At 62.2% G+C, this 18,536-nt stretch carries 17 protein-coding genes; 7 read left to right on the top strand and 10 right to left on the bottom strand.

What is annotated here, in order from left to right; translation table 11 throughout:
* Positions 1 to 203: 203 nt before the first annotated feature.
* A complete protein-coding gene (locus ACHMXK_RS22460; protein WP_397442911.1) occupies positions 204 to 1,055 on the bottom strand; it encodes a metallophosphoesterase in 852 nt (283 codons plus the stop codon).
* Between the two features lie 153 nt (positions 1,056 to 1,208).
* Between ACHMXK_RS22460 and ACHMXK_RS22465 the strand changes: the two genes are divergently transcribed.
* Positions 1,209 to 1,385, top strand: coding sequence for a hypothetical protein (locus ACHMXK_RS22465; protein WP_318404074.1), 177 nt, complete (start codon positions 1,209 to 1,211; stop codon positions 1,383 to 1,385).
* A gap of 64 nt (positions 1,386 to 1,449) precedes the next feature.
* Here the strand turns inward: ACHMXK_RS22465 and ACHMXK_RS22470 are convergent, their stop codons facing one another.
* Positions 1,450 to 2,424, bottom strand: a complete 975-nt coding sequence (locus ACHMXK_RS22470; protein ID WP_397442912.1) for a LysR family transcriptional regulator — start codon at positions 2,422 to 2,424, stop codon at positions 1,450 to 1,452.
* A gap of 144 nt (positions 2,425 to 2,568) precedes the next feature.
* Between ACHMXK_RS22470 and ACHMXK_RS22475 the strand changes: the two genes are divergently transcribed.
* Positions 2,569 to 3,120: a hypothetical protein gene (locus ACHMXK_RS22475; RefSeq protein ID WP_397442913.1), complete on the top strand. Its 552-nt coding sequence runs from the start codon at positions 2,569 to 2,571 to the stop codon at positions 3,118 to 3,120.
* Between the two features lie 147 nt (positions 3,121 to 3,267).
* On the opposite strand, the gene ACHMXK_RS22480 is transcribed toward ACHMXK_RS22475, so the two are convergent.
* Positions 3,268 to 5,127 (bottom strand): phosphoenolpyruvate carboxykinase (GTP), encoded by a 1,860-nt coding sequence (locus ACHMXK_RS22480; protein WP_397442914.1) that lies wholly within the window; start codon positions 5,125 to 5,127, stop codon positions 3,268 to 3,270.
* On the opposite strand from ACHMXK_RS22480, the gene ACHMXK_RS22485 reads away from it, so the two are divergent.
* Positions 5,111 to 5,440 carry a hypothetical protein gene (locus tag ACHMXK_RS22485; RefSeq protein ID WP_397442915.1) on the top strand — a complete coding sequence of 110 codons (330 nt, stop codon included), beginning with the start codon at positions 5,111 to 5,113 and terminating at the stop codon, positions 5,438 to 5,440. The two genes, ACHMXK_RS22480 and ACHMXK_RS22485, sit on opposite strands and share 17 nt — an antisense overlap.
* A gap of 145 nt (positions 5,441 to 5,585) precedes the next feature.
* On the opposite strand, the gene ACHMXK_RS22490 is transcribed toward ACHMXK_RS22485, so the two are convergent.
* Both ACHMXK_RS22490 and ACHMXK_RS22495 read right to left on the bottom strand, forming a co-directional pair.
* Positions 5,586 to 6,725 (bottom strand): glycosyltransferase family 9 protein, encoded by a 1,140-nt coding sequence (locus ACHMXK_RS22490; RefSeq protein WP_397442916.1) that lies wholly within the window; start codon positions 6,723 to 6,725, stop codon positions 5,586 to 5,588.
* Between the two features lie 248 nt (positions 6,726 to 6,973).
* Complete coding sequence (locus tag ACHMXK_RS22495) at positions 6,974 to 7,138, bottom strand: hypothetical protein (RefSeq protein WP_318404086.1); 165 nt, start codon at positions 7,136 to 7,138, stop codon at positions 6,974 to 6,976.
* A gap of 140 nt (positions 7,139 to 7,278) precedes the next feature.
* On the opposite strand from ACHMXK_RS22495, the gene ACHMXK_RS22500 reads away from it, so the two are divergent.
* On the top strand, positions 7,279 to 7,743 hold the full coding sequence (locus ACHMXK_RS22500) for a glycine zipper family protein (RefSeq protein WP_397442917.1): 465 nt from the start codon (positions 7,279 to 7,281) through the stop codon (positions 7,741 to 7,743).
* On the opposite strand, the gene ACHMXK_RS22505 is transcribed toward ACHMXK_RS22500, so the two are convergent.
* The 3 genes from ACHMXK_RS22505 to ACHMXK_RS22515 all read right to left on the bottom strand — a co-directional run bounded on the left by ACHMXK_RS22505 (position 7,740) and on the right by ACHMXK_RS22515 (position 10,753).
* A complete protein-coding gene (locus tag ACHMXK_RS22505) occupies positions 7,740 to 8,906 on the bottom strand; it encodes an O-antigen ligase family protein (RefSeq protein WP_397442918.1) in 1,167 nt (388 codons plus the stop codon). The two genes, ACHMXK_RS22500 and ACHMXK_RS22505, sit on opposite strands and share 4 nt — an antisense overlap.
* A gap of 242 nt (positions 8,907 to 9,148) precedes the next feature.
* On the bottom strand, positions 9,149 to 9,409 hold the full coding sequence (locus tag ACHMXK_RS22510) for a PaaI family thioesterase (protein WP_397442919.1): 261 nt from the start codon (positions 9,407 to 9,409) through the stop codon (positions 9,149 to 9,151).
* A 141-nt stretch (positions 9,410 to 9,550) separates the two neighbouring features.
* Positions 9,551 to 10,753, bottom strand: coding sequence for a threonine ammonia-lyase (locus ACHMXK_RS22515; protein ID WP_397442920.1), 1,203 nt, complete (start codon positions 10,751 to 10,753; stop codon positions 9,551 to 9,553).
* Positions 10,754 to 10,960: 207 nt separating this feature from the next.
* Here ACHMXK_RS22515 and ACHMXK_RS22520 point away from each other — a divergent pair, with 207 nt between their 5' ends.
* Positions 10,961 to 13,318 carry an ATP-binding protein gene (locus ACHMXK_RS22520; protein ID WP_397442921.1) on the top strand — a complete coding sequence of 786 codons (2,358 nt, stop codon included), beginning with the start codon at positions 10,961 to 10,963 and terminating at the stop codon, positions 13,316 to 13,318.
* A 21-nt stretch (positions 13,319 to 13,339) separates the two neighbouring features.
* Here the strand turns inward: ACHMXK_RS22520 and ACHMXK_RS22525 are convergent, their stop codons facing one another.
* Positions 13,340 to 14,296, bottom strand: coding sequence for a LysR family transcriptional regulator (locus tag ACHMXK_RS22525; protein WP_397442922.1), 957 nt, complete (start codon positions 14,294 to 14,296; stop codon positions 13,340 to 13,342).
* A 157-nt stretch (positions 14,297 to 14,453) separates the two neighbouring features.
* Between ACHMXK_RS22525 and ACHMXK_RS22530 the strand changes: the two genes are divergently transcribed.
* Positions 14,454 to 15,695, top strand: coding sequence for a M20 aminoacylase family protein (locus ACHMXK_RS22530; protein WP_397442923.1), 1,242 nt, complete (start codon positions 14,454 to 14,456; stop codon positions 15,693 to 15,695).
* Positions 15,692 to 16,687, top strand: a complete 996-nt coding sequence (locus ACHMXK_RS22535; RefSeq protein WP_397442924.1) for a Bug family tripartite tricarboxylate transporter substrate binding protein — start codon at positions 15,692 to 15,694, stop codon at positions 16,685 to 16,687. Before ACHMXK_RS22530 ends, ACHMXK_RS22535 begins: the two co-directional genes overlap by 4 nt.
* 114 nt (positions 16,688 to 16,801) lie before the next feature.
* Here the strand turns inward: ACHMXK_RS22535 and ACHMXK_RS22540 are convergent, their stop codons facing one another.
* The gene (locus ACHMXK_RS22540; protein WP_397442925.1) at positions 16,802 to 18,505 is read right to left on the bottom strand and encodes a 7TM diverse intracellular signaling domain-containing protein; all 1,704 of its coding nucleotides are present in this window, start codon (positions 18,503 to 18,505) and stop codon (positions 16,802 to 16,804) included.
* Positions 18,506 to 18,536 lie beyond the last annotated feature (31 nt).

Raw genomic sequence — 18,536 nt, forward strand, 5'->3', positions numbered from 1 at the left:
CCCTGGCAAAGAACCAAGGCATAAGCACAAGATACAGCGGCGGCAAGAAAAAAGGAACGCCGATTTGAAACAAGCCGTGCATCAGGACTGAGTCACGGCCTGGCCCAAAGGTTCAAAAACCCGGCGCCGGTGTTTTCCGGGCTGTATCGGGGGGCTGCTGTTTGCTATAAATTTAATAGCTAGCCATGCCTGAGGATTAAGGGCTAGTTGCCTACTTTGATCAGAAGATGGGGCTGGTAGCCGTCCTGCTCGCCATTGCGCGCATACCCCAGTGGGTTGGCCATCACGCGGCAGCCGCTCTTGACATAGTCGATGGGGCAATGCAAATGACCATGCAGCCAGAGCTGGGCCAGTGGCAACAACTCGTCGATGGAATTGCAAAATCCTGCCGTGCCGGGGGTCAGGCCATAACGCGGGTCGGCGCTGAGCAGGCTGGGTGCAAAGTGGGTGATGACCACGGTGGGGCCGTCAAAGGGCTGAGCCAGCGCCTGCCGCAGCCAGGCCTGGCTTTGCAGGCCTTGCTCGCGCACGGCCTCGGCCAGCATGGGTTCGCCGTTTTGAAAGCTGTGGTTTTTGTTGAGGTAAAAATTCGCCGCGCGAAAGGCTTTTTCCCGCGCCAGGAGTTGCTGGCCCAGCGTGATGTCGCCGGCGCGGGCGGCGTCGGCGCTTAAGGCATCAAAGTCGGCCCACAAGGTGCAGCCGATAAAACGCAGGCCCTGAAAAACCACGGTTTCACGCTCCAGCCAGACCATGCCCAGACGCTTGCAGGTTTCGCGCAGGCGTAGGTGGGTGGCCTCGAAGTCCAGTCCGTCGTACTCGTGGTTGCCGGGCAGGAAAAACACCGGCGTCGGCCAGCCCGCGCCGCCCTGCGCCAGCGGCAAGGGCGAAAAACGCGCCAGCCCGAAGTCGCTGACGCCCAGTTCGCTGAGCCGCGAGCCCTGTTGGTAAGAGCCTATGTCGCCGGCCAGCACCAGGAGATCGGCGCCGGGCAGGGGCTGGGCCGTGAAGTGTGGGTTGGACTCAAGGTGCAGGTCGGAAAGGAGCTGGATATTCACCCCTTGATTGTGCGGGAAGCCCGGCTATGCCCGCCCGCTGCGGCAACTATGCGTTTTATGCATGAGAATCGGACGCTTCTAGGCTTGCAAACCTAGGGAAAACCCTTAATCTCAAGTCATCGCCATTTTTCAACATCTTGAGGTGACTTTGTCATGAACACGCTGATCGCTCGACTCGCCCGTTTGCTGCCTTTTTCCAAAGCCTTGGCCCCGGCCCAGGACTTTGCGCAAAAACTGATGGAAAGCGCCGGTGACCGTGCCGGCCGCAACCCGGAGCAGGCCCAGGAATTGCGCCGCGCCGCATTTGCCTATCTCAGCGTGGTCCGCTGAGGTTTTGAACTGCTACCAATAAGATAGCTGTTTGCGCCCGCGTAGCAGGGGCTGCGGCTATGATTTATATCAATTCCGGGGTGACGCCGGAAAACGCATGTTTGGCGGCCCGCATGACGGCTTGGCGCAGCCACATGTGGGCGCTGCGTTGCTCGGAGCGCCGGTGCCAGAGCGCATCGACATGCACCGGCGACACGTCAAAGGGCAGGGAGCGGCGCACCAGTTGATCGGCGATGCCGGTGACGCTGATGAAGTTGCGCGGCAGCACGGTGAGCAGGTTGGAGTTGGCGACCACCCGGCCGGCGGTGAAAAACTGGTTGACGGTGAGCACCACGTGGCGTTTGCGCCCCAGCGAGGCCAGTGACTCGTCGATAAACCCATACGGCCGGCCGGAAAAACTCACCAGCATGTGGCGGGCGGCGCAATAGCGGTTGAGTGTGAGCGGGCCGCTGGCCAGCGGGTGGTCTTTGCGCATCACACAGACGTATTCGCCGTCATACAGCCGGTGAAACAAAAATGGCATGGGTTCGCCGCTTTGGGCGTGGGCCGTCAGGTCGGCCAGCACCGAGGGGAAGTATCCGACCGCCAAGTCGCAGCTTTCTTCGTCCAGCAGGCGCCGCGGGTCGCGGGTGGTGAGCGGCACCACACGTATCGAGACGCCGGGCGCTTCATGCTCCAGGATGTCGGCCAGGCCGGGGATCAGCGTCGCCGCCGTGGCGTCGGCCATGGCCAGCACAAAGGTGTTGCTGGCGCTGGCGGGCACAAAGGCGTTGGGCACCAGCGACTCCTGCAGTTGCTGCAGGGCTTCACGCACGGCCGGCCAGATCGCGAGGGCGCGGGGTGTGGGCGCCATGCCCTGGCCGCTGCGCTGCACCAGCTCGTCGCCCAGGGTTTCACGCAGGCGGCGCAAGGCATTGCTGACGGCCGGTTGCGTCAAAGACAGGTTGCGCGCGGCCCGGGTCAGGCTGCGTTCGGCCATGACTTCGTCAAACACGCGCAGCAGGTTCAGGTCCAGGGTGCGGAAGTTGAGCTGATCCATGAGTTTTCCATTGGAATCATCCAATTATCACTGTTGTGAATGAATTGAATCACAAAGATAAAGTTGAGTAACATCAGTAAAAACCCTAATATTCGTCTGTGCCCAAACCAATGTCGGTGGTGGCACTCTTTCAGGAGAACCACTATGAGCAGCAGTTTCGTCAACATCAGCTATCCCACCGAACACCCCGCCGTGGCTCGTTTCGAGTCGGCTGTGGACGCGGCTGGTCAGCTTCGCCGCAACTTTGACAGCGGCAAAGGCCTCGCGACCCTGCTTTTGGCCGCCCTGGTGGCCGCCATGATGGTGGTGGCCGACCAGTTGATCGCGAGCTGGGCCGACGGCCATCTGCTGGCGATCTGGGTCGCTTTCTGGGCGGTGACGTTTGCCGCGCTGGCCCTGTTTGCCGGCACCGCACGCCGTCTGGCGGCACGTGTGATCACGGGTCTGGACGCCTGGTCGAGCAGCATTGCCCGCGGCCGCGCCGACTTGCGCATGTGGGAAGCGGCCAAAGCCGACCCCCGCATGATGGCTGACCTGCAGGCCGCGATGGCACGCCGTGAAGCTGACACGGAAGTGGCAACGGCGCCCCAGGTGGCCGCAGCGGTGGCGGTGTTGCCCATGCTGCCAGTCTTGCCGAAGCGCAGCATCCGTCTGGGTGGCGCAGAACTGCGTGCCTACCAGCGCAACTACATCTAAGCGCTGACACCGGCCGCCCTTGCGGCGGCCATAAAAAGCCACCGGATCGGTGGCTTTTTTGCGTCTGGACGATTTGACTAAGACGCGCATCAGGCAAGGCGCAGGTCATGCGCCCTGCCGCAACTGCGGCAGGGTCCTGGGGGCCGGTCAGGCTGCCAGGCGGCGCTCAATCGCAGCTTTGGTCTCCTCCAGCTCTTTCGGCAGGTGATGTTCGAGTTGCTTGAACAGTTCGGCGTGTAATGCCAGCTCCTTGAGCCAGGCGGCCTTGTCGATGCTGGTCACGCTGTCGAACTGCTGGGCGCTGAAGTCCAGGCCCTTCCAGTTGATGTCTTCATAACGCGGGCTGACGCCGGTGATGTGTTCCACGCCCTGGCCGGTGCCTTCAACGCGATCAATCATCCACTTCAGCACACGCATGTTTTCGCCGTAACCTGGCCAGACAAACTTGCCGTCTTCGCCTTTGCGGAACCAGTTGGCGGTGAAGATTTTCGGCAGTTTCGCGCCGGTGGCTTCCAGTTGTTTGCCCATGTTGAGCCAGTGCTGGAAGTAGTCCGACATGTTGTAGCCGGCAAAAGCGATCATGGCGAAGGGGTCGCGGCGCACCACGCCAACCTGCCCGGTGATGGCGGCCGTGGTCTCGGAGCCCATGGTGGCAGCCATGTACACGCCTTCGACCCAGTCGCGGCTTTCGGTGATCAGCGGCACGGTGTTGGAACGGCGGCCGCCGAAGATGAAGGCGTCGATGGGCACGCCGGCCGGGTCGTTCCAGGCTGGGTCCAGCGCCGGGTTGTTGGTGGCGGCGACGGTGAAGCGCGAGTTGGGATGGGCCGCTTTGGCGCCGGTTTCCTTGGCGATTTGGGGTGTCCAGTCCTTGCCCTGCCAGTCGATCAGGTGCGCTGGCATGGGGCCGTCTTTTTCCATGCCTTCCCACCAGACGTCGCCGTCGTCGGTCAGGCCGACGTTGGTGAAAATCACGTTACGGTCCAGGCTGCGCAGGCAGTTCGGGTTGGTCAACATGTTGGTGCCCGGTGCCACGCCAAAGTAGCCGGCTTCCGGGTTGATGGCGTACAGACGGCCGTCCTGGCCGGGTTTGATCCAGGCGATGTCGTCACCGATGGTGGTGACCTTCCAGCCCTCGAAACCTGCCGGTGGCACCAGCATGGAGAAGTTGGTCTTGCCGCAGGCGGACGGGAAAGCCGCTGCCACGTGGTATTTTTTGCCTTCAGGCGAAGTCACGCCCAGAATCAGCATGTGTTCGGCCAGCCAGCCTTCGTCCCTGCCCATGTTGGAGGCGATACGCAACGCAAAACATTTCTTGCCCAGCAGCGCGTTGCCGCCGTAGCCGGAACCGTAAGACCAGATCTCGCGCGTCTCGGGGTAATGCACGATGTATTTGGTCTTGTTGCAAGGCCAGGTCACGTCTTTCTGGCCTTGGTTCAGCGGCGCGCCCACGGTGTGGACACAGGGCACAAACTCGCCGTCCGTGCCGAGCACGTCGAACACGGCCTTGCCCATGCGCGTCATGATTTTCATGTTGACACCCACATACGGGCTGTCGGACAGTTCGATGCCGATGTGGGCAATCGGCGAGCCCAGCGGACCCATGGAGAAAGGCACCACATACATGGTGCGGCCTTTCATGCAGCCGTCAAACAGCGGCTGCAGCGTGGCACGCATCTCGGCGGGCGCCATCCAGTTGTTGGTCGGGCCGGCGTCTTCTTTCCTGGCCGAGCAGATGAAGGTGCGGTCTTCCACGCGTGCCACGTCGGTCGGGTCGGAGCAGGCCAGAAAGCTGTTCGGGCGTTTGGTTTCGTTGAGTTTTTTGAAGGTGCCGGCATCGACCAGTTGCTGGCACAGGCGCTGGTATTCGGCGTCGCTGCCGTCGCACCAGTAAACACTGTCAGGCTTGCACAAGGCCACCATGTCGGCGACCCAGGCGATCAGTTTGGCGTGTTTGACATAGCTGGGCGTATTCAGCGTAAGCCCTTGCATGGCGGGGTGGTTCATCGAAAGCTCCAAAGTTAAAAAACGTTATTTCGGCAAGCGTCGGATGGGGACATCGAGACGTTTGTCGAAATGGCGCTTCAAGCGGCTTCACAATCTGGCCCGCCAAGCCGTTAAGCAGATACGGCGTGCCCTCACACGTTTCCCGGTCGGCGGGTGGGGGCTGCAGCCGAAGGGGCTACGTCGCCAAGCCTCAAAAAAAGCAGCAGGTCACCTGCTTTTCCAGGCGCCACGGATCGACCAGAAAATTCATTTTAAGAACTTCGGGCGGAGTTACCTGGCGGTTACGGGTAAAACATATGCAAAACTTGCATGAGGTTATGCATAGACTTTGCTGCGGTTCTGGTAGTGATGACAATCCGGGCGGGAATGCGCCGGCCGCGCGTGAGTGCCGGTCTTGCGGCCTGATCAAACCCGCAAGAGGTGGCCGCTTCAGAGGGGTCTACGACCCCGTCCGTGAATCAAGATGTTTGTGCTGGAGGGGGTGCGTGACACAGCAACAGCGTTTTTTCAACGATCTCTTGCACGGAGGCATCGTTGACATCCGCCGAGTTCGAACAAACAAAGGCGATGCCCGGCCGAGGGTGGAGCCGCCATTCCGGCTGGATGGCGGCGCTGAACAGACCCAGCACGGGTGTGGCGGTGGTGGCCGCCAGGTGCATCAGGCCACCGTCGGTGCAAACCGCCACCCGGGCGGCGGCCAGCAGATCATGGCTTTGCGCCAGCGAACATTTGCCCACGTAGTTATGTATTCGCGCCGAAGCGCCCAGTTCCTGCTCTATGCGCTGCGCATCGGCCAGGCCGTTGTCACTGCCGATAAGAAGAAATTCATGGATGCCATGACACATCAAGGCCGACATCACCTGGGGCCAGGCGCTGTAGGTGCGCAAGGGGTCCACGCCGCCTATCGACAGGGCAACCGCCTTACCCAGGTGCGCGGTTTCCTGCTCAAAGCCGGCAGGCGCCAGGCGCGGCTTGAGCTTCTGGCGGGCGTGCTCGGTAAATTCGGTAGGGCTTAGTTCCAGCCCCAACAAGTCGGCAAGGCGCTGGGTGGCGTAACCCGAGCGATCGAAATTCGGGCCCGTGAAGTTTTCCAGGATGGACACCCAAGGCAGCTTCTTGAAGTGTTTGCTCTTGGGTTGGAGCGAGCGTCGCTTGTGGCTCAAGACGATGACAAAATCGTAAGGCACCGCGGCCAGCACGGAGGCGTCATCCGTGACACTTGCAAACCATGGGTCGTCCTGAAACAAGCGGGCCAGGTGCGGGTCGGTCAGCAAGTCCATGTGAAAGCCCTGACCTTGCAGCAGCGATCGCGGCGCCAGGTCCATCAAGGCATCACCCACTTGCCCTTCGCCAGCATAGAGCCACAGTCCTCTTTTTCCGGCATTTTCCAGTGAATTGATCTTGACGTTTGCCTGACCCGAAGCCATGAACACCAGGCTTCGTCGCCAGGCTCGCCACCCGACCTTCTGATAGCCAGCCTCGGCAATGTACTGTTGCGGAGACGCGGTGCCGATGGGCTTTGTCAACTGCGGCGTGGTGGTTGCCAGGGCCAGTTGCTTCAAGCGGCCATCCAGCGCGGAGGTGAGTTTTTTGAGCATGCGCTTAAGCAACTTCTGGGGATGCAGAAGATCGCAGCTTGGCTGCGTGCACTACGGAGATGTCCGGGTTAAGGCATGCCGCGCTGTTCGGGTTGCGTCAATCATGATGGATGCGGACGTCAACAAAAACAAGTAGAGCCATCAAGCGGCGTGTGAAGGCCGTCAGGCAATGACTTGTTTGAGCGCAGAGACTTGATTTCGGCAACAAATGCAGTTACCGAAAATGTTGGGAAATTAGCCTTGACGCCTCAAGCCATGTAGACGGCGATGAAGGCCAACAGGAACATCAAGACGCCGCCCGCAAGAGGCAAGACCAGGGGCATCAGCGGCACGATGGCTTCAACGGCGTCCTGTTCCTGGTCCTGGAGAGGGTTGCTGTGCGCGGCGGGGGTAGCGTGGTGGGAGCTGGACATGGTGATGATTCCTGGAAACTGGGACAACTGATCTATTTTACCTTTTTGAGCCGATGGATCACAAACCGGCCCGCGCGCTACTAATATCTTGTTGTGATGGTCCGGCACTGCGCCGGACAACATTTGTTTTGGAGTTCGAGATGTCTCTTTTTGCCAAGCGAGGACTTGTCGTTGTGTCGGTCTTGCTGCTGGGTGGCTTGACGGGTTGTGCCAGTACCGGGGCCAACAGCCCGTCGGCTCGGCCGGTGTTGTACCCCAACGCGACCTTGAACCGCGTCGGTGATGCCCAGGGGTGTGCCGAGGCGGATGCTTGCATGGTCAGGGCCGTGTCTGCCGGTCTGAGCCCTGACGAAAAAACCAATGCCGTCGCTCGTGGTGCCGGGGCGGGTGCCGCGACTGGTGCAGTGGCGTCTGCCGTGGGCGCATTGATCACTGGTCGGGGCAGTGAAGGTGTCTTGCGTGCCGGGGTCGGAGGGGCTGCCGTGGGAGGTTCGGCCGGCGCGGTGCAGGGCGCTTTCCGCAATGACCGGCCCAGCGGTACCTACCGCAACTTTGTGCAGCGCTGCCTGGGCGAAAAGGGTTTTGATGTGATTGGTTGGAATTAGGCGCCTGTAGTCTGGGCGGATGACCGGCTGTACCAGCCGAGCGCGAGCATCAATCCCAAGGTCACGCAGAAGAAATCACCAATGGTTGCGTCAAACAGGCTGGAGTTGAACAGACAGACGAGGGCCATCGCCGCCAAGACTGACTGGGTGGCTCTGGCCATGGGTGTGTTCATGCGCAAGGCATCGCGATAGACCGCCAACAAGATATTCAACAACAACAGGATGCCGATCACACCGGCCTCGACGCCCCAAAGCAGGTATTCCTGGTGAGGATTGCGTACATTTTGAGAGTCCGCTGAGCCTTTGCCCTGGTCCAGTCGCCGGTACTCGGCGTTCCAGCTGCCTACGCCCGATCCGATGACGGGGTGTTGCGACATCGATTCCAGGGAACGGGACCAGTAGTTCAGTCGCTCGCCAGAGGAGGAATCGATTTTGCCTACCGTTGCGTAAGAGTTAATCTCTTGACCCACTGCCATCATCCGGTCGCGCACCAGGGTCGAGCCCAGCATGACAGCCAGCAACACGACAAAGGGGACGACGACGGCCAGCAGCCGATAGGGCTTTGGCAACGCCCACATGATGGCCAGCGAGATCAGTGCGATCAACACCACATGGCCGCTTCGCCCATTCATGACAAAAAGGACGTTAGCCAGTGCTAGTGCTATCACCGTCAAAACGAGTGTGCGCCCCCAACGCCCTGGCGCCAGATGCCTCAGGTGCCAGCACAGGGCCGCCGTGACGCTGCTCATGATGGACTGGTCCAAGTAGCTGGAAAAAACCGCGTAGTGCGTCAAGGCCATGTCCGAGGTTGCCCAGGGCAAGGGGACACGCAGGACCAACAGCCATGAACTGAGCAGAAGAAACACCTGGGCGCCCATGAAAGACAGAAAGGCCAGCTTGGCGTCGCGTTCACTGCGTATCAACCACAGGAGCACCGGAATCACAAGCAGTTTGGCATGTTTGGCCCAGGCTTCCAGCGCTTGCTGCAATGGCGCGTCTGACCAGGTGATGCTCAAAGCCAGGCCGGCGAGAGCAAGCAAAATGGCCGTCGGGGTGCGCAGGGCCCTCAAGTGGGCAGCGGACACTGGCTTGCGACCCAACCAGAGCAGCGACGCCAGGGCAAGCAGCAGCAAAGCCGCCTTGGAGAGGCTGATGATGGCCATGGACAAACCGACTGACGCGGCAACCAGGCAAACGAGGATCAGGCGAAAATTGACGGCAATAGGGGGCATAAGAGCGGAGGAGGCCGTGAAATGAGCAGGCCTGCATTATCGTGGAGCCACTGAAGAGGCAGCGAGAATCCCTTGAAAAGCGCTATCGTTCCCGGAGGATCGGAGAAAGGCCCGCTCAAAGAACTTAAGAAGAGCGCAAAAAGTCTATCTTGGCGAGGGTTTCTTCCGGCGCGTTACAACAGCGCGTAGGTGGTCGTGACGCGGCTCACACTTTTGCCGTCATCGGCGCCGCGAATGTCGATCTCACCAAAGGCCAGTGATTTGCCGGCGCGTAACACGCGTGCCTCGATCAGCGCATCCTGACTGGACAGGGGTTTCAGAAAACTGCTGTTCATTTGCACCGTGGTGCAGGGCCTGAATTCGCCGAAGTGGTTGATCAGCGCCAGCACCATGGCGGTATCTGCCGCCGCCATCATGGCTTGTCCGCACAACATGCCCACCGACGCGTGAAAGCGCGGTGTTCTGGGGCAGGCGCAGTAGGACGCTGTGTTCGTCCCGCGACTCGACGATCAGTCCCAGCGCCTGCACCCAGGGTGCAACATATTCCGGCAGGGCCGCTTGCAATAGCGCTGGGTTCATAGTTGTTCCTCGGCCTCAAAACCGGCGGTTTTCAGAACTGCCAGGACCTGGACGATATGGTCGCGTCCGCGGGTCTGGATCACCAGTTCAATGTCCACGTTTTGCGCCGACAACATGGTGAAGGCCCGCTGGTGGTGCACTTCGTCGATGTTGGCGCCGGCATCGGCCACGGTGGCGGTGATTTTGGCCAGCGAGCCCGGCACGTCGCGCGCGCTGACACGGATGCGGGCCAGCCGTCCGGCGCGCACCATGCCGCGCTCGATGATGGCCGCCAGCAACAGCGGGTCTATGTTGCCGCCGCACAGCACCAGGCCGACTTTTTTGCCTTTGAAACGTTCCGGGTACTTGAGCAAGGCGGCCAGGCCGGCCGCACCCGCGCCTTCGACCAGGGTTTTTTCAATTTCGAGCAACATCACCATGGCTTGCTCGATATCGCCCTCGTCGACCAGCACCAGGTCATCGACCAGGCGCGCGATGATGGCCTGCGGAATCACGCCGGGGCTGCCGACGGCAATCCCCTCGGCAATCGTGCTGCTGCCTTGCGGGTAATGGGTGCCCTTGATGGCATTGACCATGGCCGGAAAACGCGAGGTTTGCACGCCTATGATCTCGATGCTTGGCTTCATGGCTTTGGCTGCGGTGGCCATGCCGGCGATCAGGCCGCCGCCGCCTATCGCCACGACCAGGGTGTCGAGTTCGGGCACGGCGCGCAACATTTCCAGGCCCACCGTGCCCTGGCCGGCAACGATGGCTTCGTCGTCATAAGGATGGACAAACACCAGGCCCTCGCGTTCGGCCAGCGCCAGGGCATGGCTGCGTGATTCTTCTAGTGTGTCACCATGTAACACCACTTCGGCGCCGAAGCCACGAGTGCGATCGACTTTCACGCCGGGGGTAAAACGCGGCATCACAATCACCGCGCGTAAACCGAGGCGTTGCGCATGGTAAGCCACGCCCTGGGCGTGGTTGCCGGCGCTCATGGCAATCACGCCGCGGCGCTGTTCTTCAGCCGAGAGCTGCACCAGTTTGTTACAGGCCCCGCGCTCCTTGAAGGATGCGGTGTACTGCAGGTTTTCAAACTTCAGAAAAATCTCCGCCCCGGTGATCTGGGACAGCGTTTTGGACGCGACACAGGGGGTGTCGAGCAACTGGCCTTGCAAGCGCAGCGCTGCGGCCTCAATATCGGTCAAGGCCAGCATGTGGTTTCCTTTGGGATGACGAACAAACGTGAGCGTGGGGGCGCATATTTTCTCCGGGGGCGTATCGATTGTGGCCGGTTTTGTGGCGCAATCCACGGGCGCTTGAAAGCCGCGTCTTCCCTCATGCCTCAAGCTGCGTTATGGTTAGGTTTGAGTCAACTGTGCGTGCAGGTGAAAATCGTTTTCCTTCTATGCCGGAGGTCCTCCATGAACAAGCGTTTGGGTGCCGACAAGCAGGGTCCACTGCTGCTGTCTCCCGGCCTGAAGGATGCGCCGGTGCTGGACCTGATGTGTTCCCATTTTGTGCTGACTCTGGCGGCGCGCCAAGGCGCCAAATTCAATGTGCGGCGCGACCTCAACAGCCTGCTGTCGCTGTCGGGCCGCCACCTGGTGTGGCCCTTGCCCGCGTTGCAGCGCCTGCGCGAATTCCTGGGCCGGCGCTGCAAGGACAACGAGTTCTGGCGCGGCCATGAGGCGCTCAGCGACACTGCTTTCATGAGCCGCCACGGCGCCTGGCGTGGGCCGTATGAAGAAGGCACCTTGTTTTTTTACCTGGACGAACACGCCAAGGACCAGCCCAAGGACTTGTTGTCGGTGCTGGGCGCCACCGGCGACTGGTTGACCCATGCACTGAAAAAACAGTCCACGCTGGTGGAGAAAAACATCGATGCTCTGGCCAATTTGCTGCAGCTCAACCAGGCCGAACGCGCCTTGTTGCTTTACGGCACGCTGGCACGTTACCAGCGCGACCTGCGCTCCCTGCTGGTGGAGTTCAAGGTCAGCAACGCGCCGGAAGCGTATGCGGCGATCGCCGAGGTGGCCGGTGTCAAGGCCAACGAGGTGGCCGAAGCCTTGCGTGCCGGCTCGCGGCTGGAGCGTATCGGCATGGTCGAAAACCTGATTTCCGAACACAACATCACCGACCTGGCCGACCTCATGAAAGTCAGCGAAAAACTGCCGCCGGTGTTGATGCGCGAGTACCGCGACCAGAACGAGTTGATGGCCGTTTTTACCCGGCCGGTGGAGCGCAGCACGCTGGGGCTGGCCGATTTTGCTTTTGCCCGCGAAGATACCCAGGTGCTGGTGTCGTTGTTGCGCCATGCGGTTGCGGCCAGGGAGCTCGGTGTCAATGTGCTGCTTTACGGCCCGCCGGGCACGGGTAAAACCGAGCTGGCCAAGGTGGTGACGCAGGCCGCCGGGCTGGACTTGTTCGAGGTTGAATACGCCGACCGCGACGGCAATTCCCTGAGCGGCCGTGACCGTTACCGCTCCCTGCAGATCGCCCAGGTGTTTCTCAAGGGCAGTGCCCATGCGGCCTTGTTGTTTGACGAGGTGGAAGACGTGTTCCCGACCATCTCCAGCGAGGCTGCGCAACTGATGGCGCGCTCCGAACAAATGGCGGCACCCGCGACAGGCTCGGTCAGCGGCAAGGCCTGGGTCAACCAGATTCTGGAGTCCAACACCGTGCCCACCTTGTGGGTGACCAACCGCATCGAGCAGATCGACCCGGCCTTCCGACGGCGTTTTGCCTACCACCTGGAGCTCAAGTCGCCGCCGCCTGGTGCCCGCGAGGGCCTGGTGCGCAAAACCCTGGAAGGGGTGGCCGTCAGCGACGCCTTTGTGGCCAGGCTCACCGGGCGCAAAGGTTTGACGCCGGCGCAGATCCGCACGGCGGTACGTTTTGCCAAACTGGCCAGCGAACCCGGCAAGGACACCGATGGCGAAGGCATACAAGCCATTCTGTCTGGTGGGAACACGGCCCTGACGGAATCGCTGATCGAGCGCCAGCTCAAAAACGCCGATCTGGCGCTGGGCAACAAGGCCGATGTCTCCGGGCGGCGCAGCGTCACCACCTACGACCTGGCCATGCTGAACGTGGAGTCGCGTTTTGACGTGCCGCGCATCGTGCAGGCGCTGAAAGCCCGCGGCCACGGCAGCTTGTGTTTTTACGGCGCGCCCGGCACCGGCAAAACCGCACTGGCCGAACACCTGGCCAAGACGTTGGAGCGCCCGCTGATCATCAAGCAGGCCAGCGATTTGATGAGCAAATACGTGGGCGAAACCGAGCAGAACATGGCGGCGATGTTCAGCGAGGCCGAAACCGAAAAGGCGGTGTTGCTGCTGGATGAAGCCGACAGTTTTCTGCAGGACAGGCGCGGTGCGCAACGCACTTACGAGGTCACCGAGGTCAACGAGATGTTGCAGGGCATGGAACGTTTCGGCGGTATTTTTGTCTGCACCACCAACCTGCTGGAAAGCCTGGACCAGGCGGCCCTGCGGCGCTTCACCTTCAAGATCAAGTTCATGCCGCTGACGATGGTGCAGCGCGAAACCATGTTTGTCACTGAAGCGCTGGCCGGCGAGGCGGCGGCGCTGACTGCCGACATGCGTGACCGTCTGGCCAGGTTGACGCAGCTGTGCCCCGGTGACTTTGCCGCCGTCAAGCGCCAGATCGACATACTCGCGGCGGCGTTCACGGCCGACGAATTTCTCGGCCAGCTCGAAGCCGAACACCGCATCAAGCCCGAGGTGCGGGAGGCCCGCCCGATTGGCTTCAAGCCTTGATGCCGGCCGTCGCAGGCAAGATTAACGAAGCCGGTCAATGGACCGGAACACCCGGCGCAGTTCGGGGTCCGACGAGGTGGCCCCGGCCTCGATTTGTTCGGCGAAGTGCGCGAGAAAACGCTGCGCAGGGAGCGAAGGTGTTTCGTGCCGGCGGCGCAGAGTGCCGACGGTCCGGAGCGCAAATTCCTCCTTCAGGAGCAAGGCTTGTACGCCGGCGTTGCGGAGCAGGTCGGTTTCGACCAGCGGCCATGGGCACAGGGTGAGCATGTCGGAATGCTGCACCATGTTGAGCATCAGCGACGCCGAGTGCGCGATGTGAATACGTTTGGGCAAGGGCGCGCCGTGCTGAAGGAACAGGTCGTGTTGCCAGGCGCTCTGCTCTTCCTGCGTGAAATTCAGTATCCACTCCTCGTCAGCGAGCTCGTGTATCGACCGCGCCTTTTCCTGCGGGTGGCCCGCACGTGCCACGACGGTGGCGCTGTAGGAAAAAAGCGGCACCACATCCAGGTCGGTCAGGAGCTTGCCTTGCGGAATGCGCCCGAGCAGCAGGTCGATGGCACCGTCGCGCAGGCGCGGGTAGGCGACAGCGGACAGGCCCTCGAACAACTCCAGTTGCACATGGGGCATTTCCGCACGGAATGAGTGCAGCACACGCGGCAGCAAGGCCTGGGCAATCCACGGTGTGACACCAATGGACAGCCGCGCTGCCGCGGTCGGGTTGCGCCGCTGGGCCATGTCCTCGCCGGCTTTGGCCATCTGTTCTACAACGAGGTGCGCATGTTGCTGTAGCGCGCGGCCGGCCTCGGTAAAGCTGATGCCGCTGCTGTTGCGCTCGAACAGCGCCACGCCGCATTCCGCCTCCAACTCGCGCAGCCCCTTGGTGATGGCCGCTTGCGTCACGCCCAGGGTCCGCGAGGCGGCGCGAATGCTGCCGCAGTCCGCGATGGACACCAGGTAGCGAAGTTGGTGCAGTTTCATCGCTCCCATTATCCGGGGAGGGGACGACCACAGGTGTGCATGACGACTTTTTGGCGTCTTTCGGGACGACGGGTCCACTCCTACACTTTCTGATCGAGACGGCGCTGCGCAGTCCCACGCGCACCCGCCCTGTCAACAAATAAGGAGAAATTGCCGCATGGACCCTGTATTGCCCGGTATCCGGAACATCGAAAAGGACATGGTGGCGCTGCGCCATCACCTGCATGCCCACCCCGAACTGGCGTTCGAGGAGCATGCCACGAGCGAACTGGTGGCGCAGCGTCTGGCCGAGTGGGGCTACGACGTGCATCGCGGCCTGGGCGGCACCGGCATCGTCGGCACCCTGAAGCTGGGGGCCGGCACGCACACCCTCGGCCTGCGGGCCGATATGGACGCCTTGCCGATTCATGAACAGACCGGGCTGCCTTACGCCAGTCGCCATGCGGGCAGGATGCACGCCTGCGGCCACGACGGCCACACCGCGATCCTGCTTGCCGCGGCGCGGCACCTGGCCAGCGAGCGCGCCTTCGACGGCACGCTGCACCTGATCTTCCAACCCGCCGAGGAGGGCTTGGGCGGGGGCCGCAAGATGATCGAGGACGGCTTGTTCGAGCGCTTCCCCTGTGACGCGATTTTTGCCCTGCACAACATGCCGGGTTTTCCGACCGGCAAGTTTGGTTTCCGTGCCGGCTCCTTCATGGCCTCGTCCGACACGGTCATCATCAAACTTCATGGCCGCGGTGGCCATGGCTCCTCACCGCATTTGGCGGCGGACCCGGTGCTGGCAGCAGCGCACGTCATCCTGGCGCTGCAGGGCATCGTGTCGCGCAACACCGATCCGCGGGACATGGCGGTTATCACGGTGGGCGCCATCCATGCCGGCGACGCGCCGAATGTCATCCCCGAGGTGGTGGAGATGCGGCTGTCGGTGCGTGCCTACCGGCCCGAGGTCCGCCAGATGCTGCGCGAACGCATCACAGAGGTGGTGCAGGCGCAGGCGGCCACACTGGGTGCCCGGGCCGAGATCGAGTACCGCTGGCGTTACCCGGCGCTGGTCAACGACGGGGCGGCGACGGCGTTTGCGCGCGAGGTGGCGCTGGACTGGCTGGGAGAGGACGGCCTGATTGCCGATCTTCAGCCGCTGACCGGCAGCGAGGACTTTTCCTTCATGCTCGAAAAATGCCCGGGCAGCTACCTCATCGTCGGTAACGGTGTCGGCGACACCCATGGGACGGGCGGCTGCATGGTGCACAACCCGGGCTACGACTTCAACGACGCCTGCCTGCCGATCGCGGCCACCTATTGGGTCAAGCTGGCCGAGCATTTTCTTTTCGAGCAACCGCGCGGCATGGTGAATCGCCTGCCTTTCTTTTACCTCCCACTCCTCCTTCCACCATGAACCTATCCTCACTTCTGGCTTGCCGCCGTACCATCCTCGCCGCTGCCCCGGTCCTTGTGGCCGCCATGGCAGCACCATGGGCTGCAGCCCAGTCCGACTTCCCGTCCCGGCCCATCAAGATCATCATCGGTTACCCGCCCGGCGGGTCGGTGGACTTTGTCGGCCGTGTGGTGGGCGAGGCCCTGGGGAAACACTTGCAGGCCACGATCGTGATCGACAACCAGGGCGGCGCTGCCGGCACCATTGCGACCCAGCGCACGGTCGGCAGCCCGGCGGACGGTTACACACTGCTCCTGGGTTCCAGCAACGAACTGGCCGGCACCGGCGCCATCAACAAGGTGCAGAAGTACGACGCGCAGAAGGACTTGTATGCCCTGGGCCTGGTCGGCACCGCACCCGTGCTACTGGTGGCCGGCCCCAAGGGCAAGGTGAAAACGACCGGCGAGTTGATTGATGCAGCCCGACGCATGCCAGGCCAGTTCAGTTATGGCAGCTCCGGCGTGGGCTCCTCCCTGCATTTTGCGGGTGAACTTTTCAAGCAGAAGGCGGGCGTCTTCATGACGCATATTCCCTACCGCGGCGTGGCACCACTGACCAGCGACCTGGCCGGCGGCAACATTGAACTCGGGGTGTTGTCATTGAATGCCGCGCTGCCGTTTCTGCAAACCGGCCGCTTGACGGCCCTGGGCGTCACCAGCGCCAAACGCCTGCCGAGTTTGCCCAACGTGCCGGCCTTGGGTGAGCATCCTGCGCTGAAGGGTTACGAGCTGGTGGGCTGGTTCTCCCTGATGGCGCCGCGCAAGCTGCCGCCGGAGATTGCCCAGAAGATCAGCCAGGCCTTGCAGGCCTCGCTGCAAGAGCCCGACGTGCGCCGCAAGCTCGATGAAATGGGTATCTTCGCGGCCACCGGCAAGGAAGACCTGCCGGCACTGATTCGTCAGGAAACGGCCAAGTACATCGGTTTGGCTGAATACGCCAACATCCGCGATTGATTCGGCTGGCGTGCAGAGATCATGAGCCGGTTCCAGCACTTTCCTCCGGCTACGCCGGCGCCGGCCATGTGGTCCGGCCGTCTTCTAGCCGCGTGGCCAGTCAGATGCACGCCCTCACAGTTGAACCAGGCGAATCGCCTTGCGTGAACCGTCGTTCATGTCCTTGACCACCTGCAGCAGCTGAGCTAGGCAGTCCTGCGGCTTTGTTTTGGCCAGTCTGGCCGGGTCGGGCATGTAGCCGATGGCGATGCGAAAAAGCAGCGGGTCGGCGTCGGGCAAGCCCCGGGACGGTCGCAAGCCGCTGGCCAGAATCTTGGTGGCCACGTCGTTGACCGAGTCGCTGGTCATGGGCCCTTCCATCAGCAAGGCGAAGTGGCTGTCGCCGACCCGGGCCACTGTGTCCGTGGTCTGGGCCACGGCGCGTATGCGTGAGGCGGCCATCACCATGGCGCGGTCACCGGTCTCGCGGCCATGTTGGCGTTGCAGCAAGGGCAGGTTGCCCAAATGGATGATCAGCAGGGCGCAGGGTTGCTGGTAACGTTCTGCCGTGCTCAGGGCCTGGCGCAGCTTGTCCAGCAGCAGCTGGGTGGTTCCCAGGCCAGTCAGCGGGTCGGTGGTTTGCAAGGCGGTGGCCCGGACCTCGGGTTCGCGCTGCTGCGTGACGCGGCGCAGCAAGCCGTAAAACAAAATCGGTGCCTCGATCGCCGAGCCCAGGATCAAGGCGTTTTCCGTCAGAAAGCTGGAGGCCAGCACGCCATAGTTGCGCAGCAGCGGAAAGACCGTGGCAATCAGGATGGGCAAAAAGCCCAGCGCAATCCAGCGCGTGTGGCGGTCGCCTTCAAACAAGGACACGCCGATCACCATCAGCAACACCGCGATGCCGGCGCTGACCAGGACGTTGCAGATGGCAAAAACTTCGGGGCTGGGGAATAGGGTGTCAAAAATGCCTATCAGCGGCAGCAGCCAGATCAGGGCCAGCATGAACCAGTCCAGCGCCCGTGAAAAACGTTTGGGCGTGGTGATGGTGCGTACGAACCACATGGCGGCCGCGGCGGCGAGCAGGGGCAGCAGAAAAGTGGCGGCGTTGTTCAGCACCGGCCATTCGGGCCACCAGTACAAGCCGGCCACGCCGGTGAACGCCCCTATCGCCCCGGCAAAGGTGGCCAGGTAAACGGCATAGGAAGCAAAGCCCCAATCCCGGTACGTGATCGCGTTGAGCAGGGCCAGCAAGGTCACCAGCACGGCCAGGCCGAAGTACGCGCCCAGCAGAATGTGGTCGAGTTGGCGCGCGGTGGTCATCTCGGCGTCGCTGATCGCACGTGGCATCACCGAAAAAGGCACACGTGCGTGTTCGATACGCACGTAATAACGAACCACCTGGTCCTGTACCGGGCTGAGCGACAGCGCCGGGTAACGGCCGGGTTGCGGCCAGGCACTGATGGGCAAGGTGTCGCCGGCTTGCTGCACCACCCATTGGCCCTGGGGGCTGCGGTAATACAGCGCGATTTTGTCCACCCCGGTCATGGGCAGTTCGAGTTTCCAGTGAAAGCGCGGGTCCCGCACTATGGCATCAAAACGCAGCCAGAGTGCCGCGTTCTCCAGCACTTGGGGCTGGCCGACTAGCACGGGGGCAAACGGCAGGGTCTGGGCGCCGGCCTCGACCTTGTCAACGGAGCTTTGGCCTTGCGGGTCCAGCCAGTACTCCAGCACGGTCGTCATGCGGATGGGGCCGCTGCGTTCGCCCAGGTTCAGCAGCTCGGCCGCGCTGGCCAGCAGCGTCATCTGCAGGAAAAGCAGGCTCAGCCATGCCCGGGCCAAAGCGCTCAGTCTCCCACCGACGCTGATTTTT

It is taken from the genome of Polaromonas sp. UC242_47 (assembly GCF_044452385.1).
Lineage (GTDB): Bacteria > Pseudomonadota > Gammaproteobacteria > Burkholderiales > Burkholderiaceae_C > Polaromonas.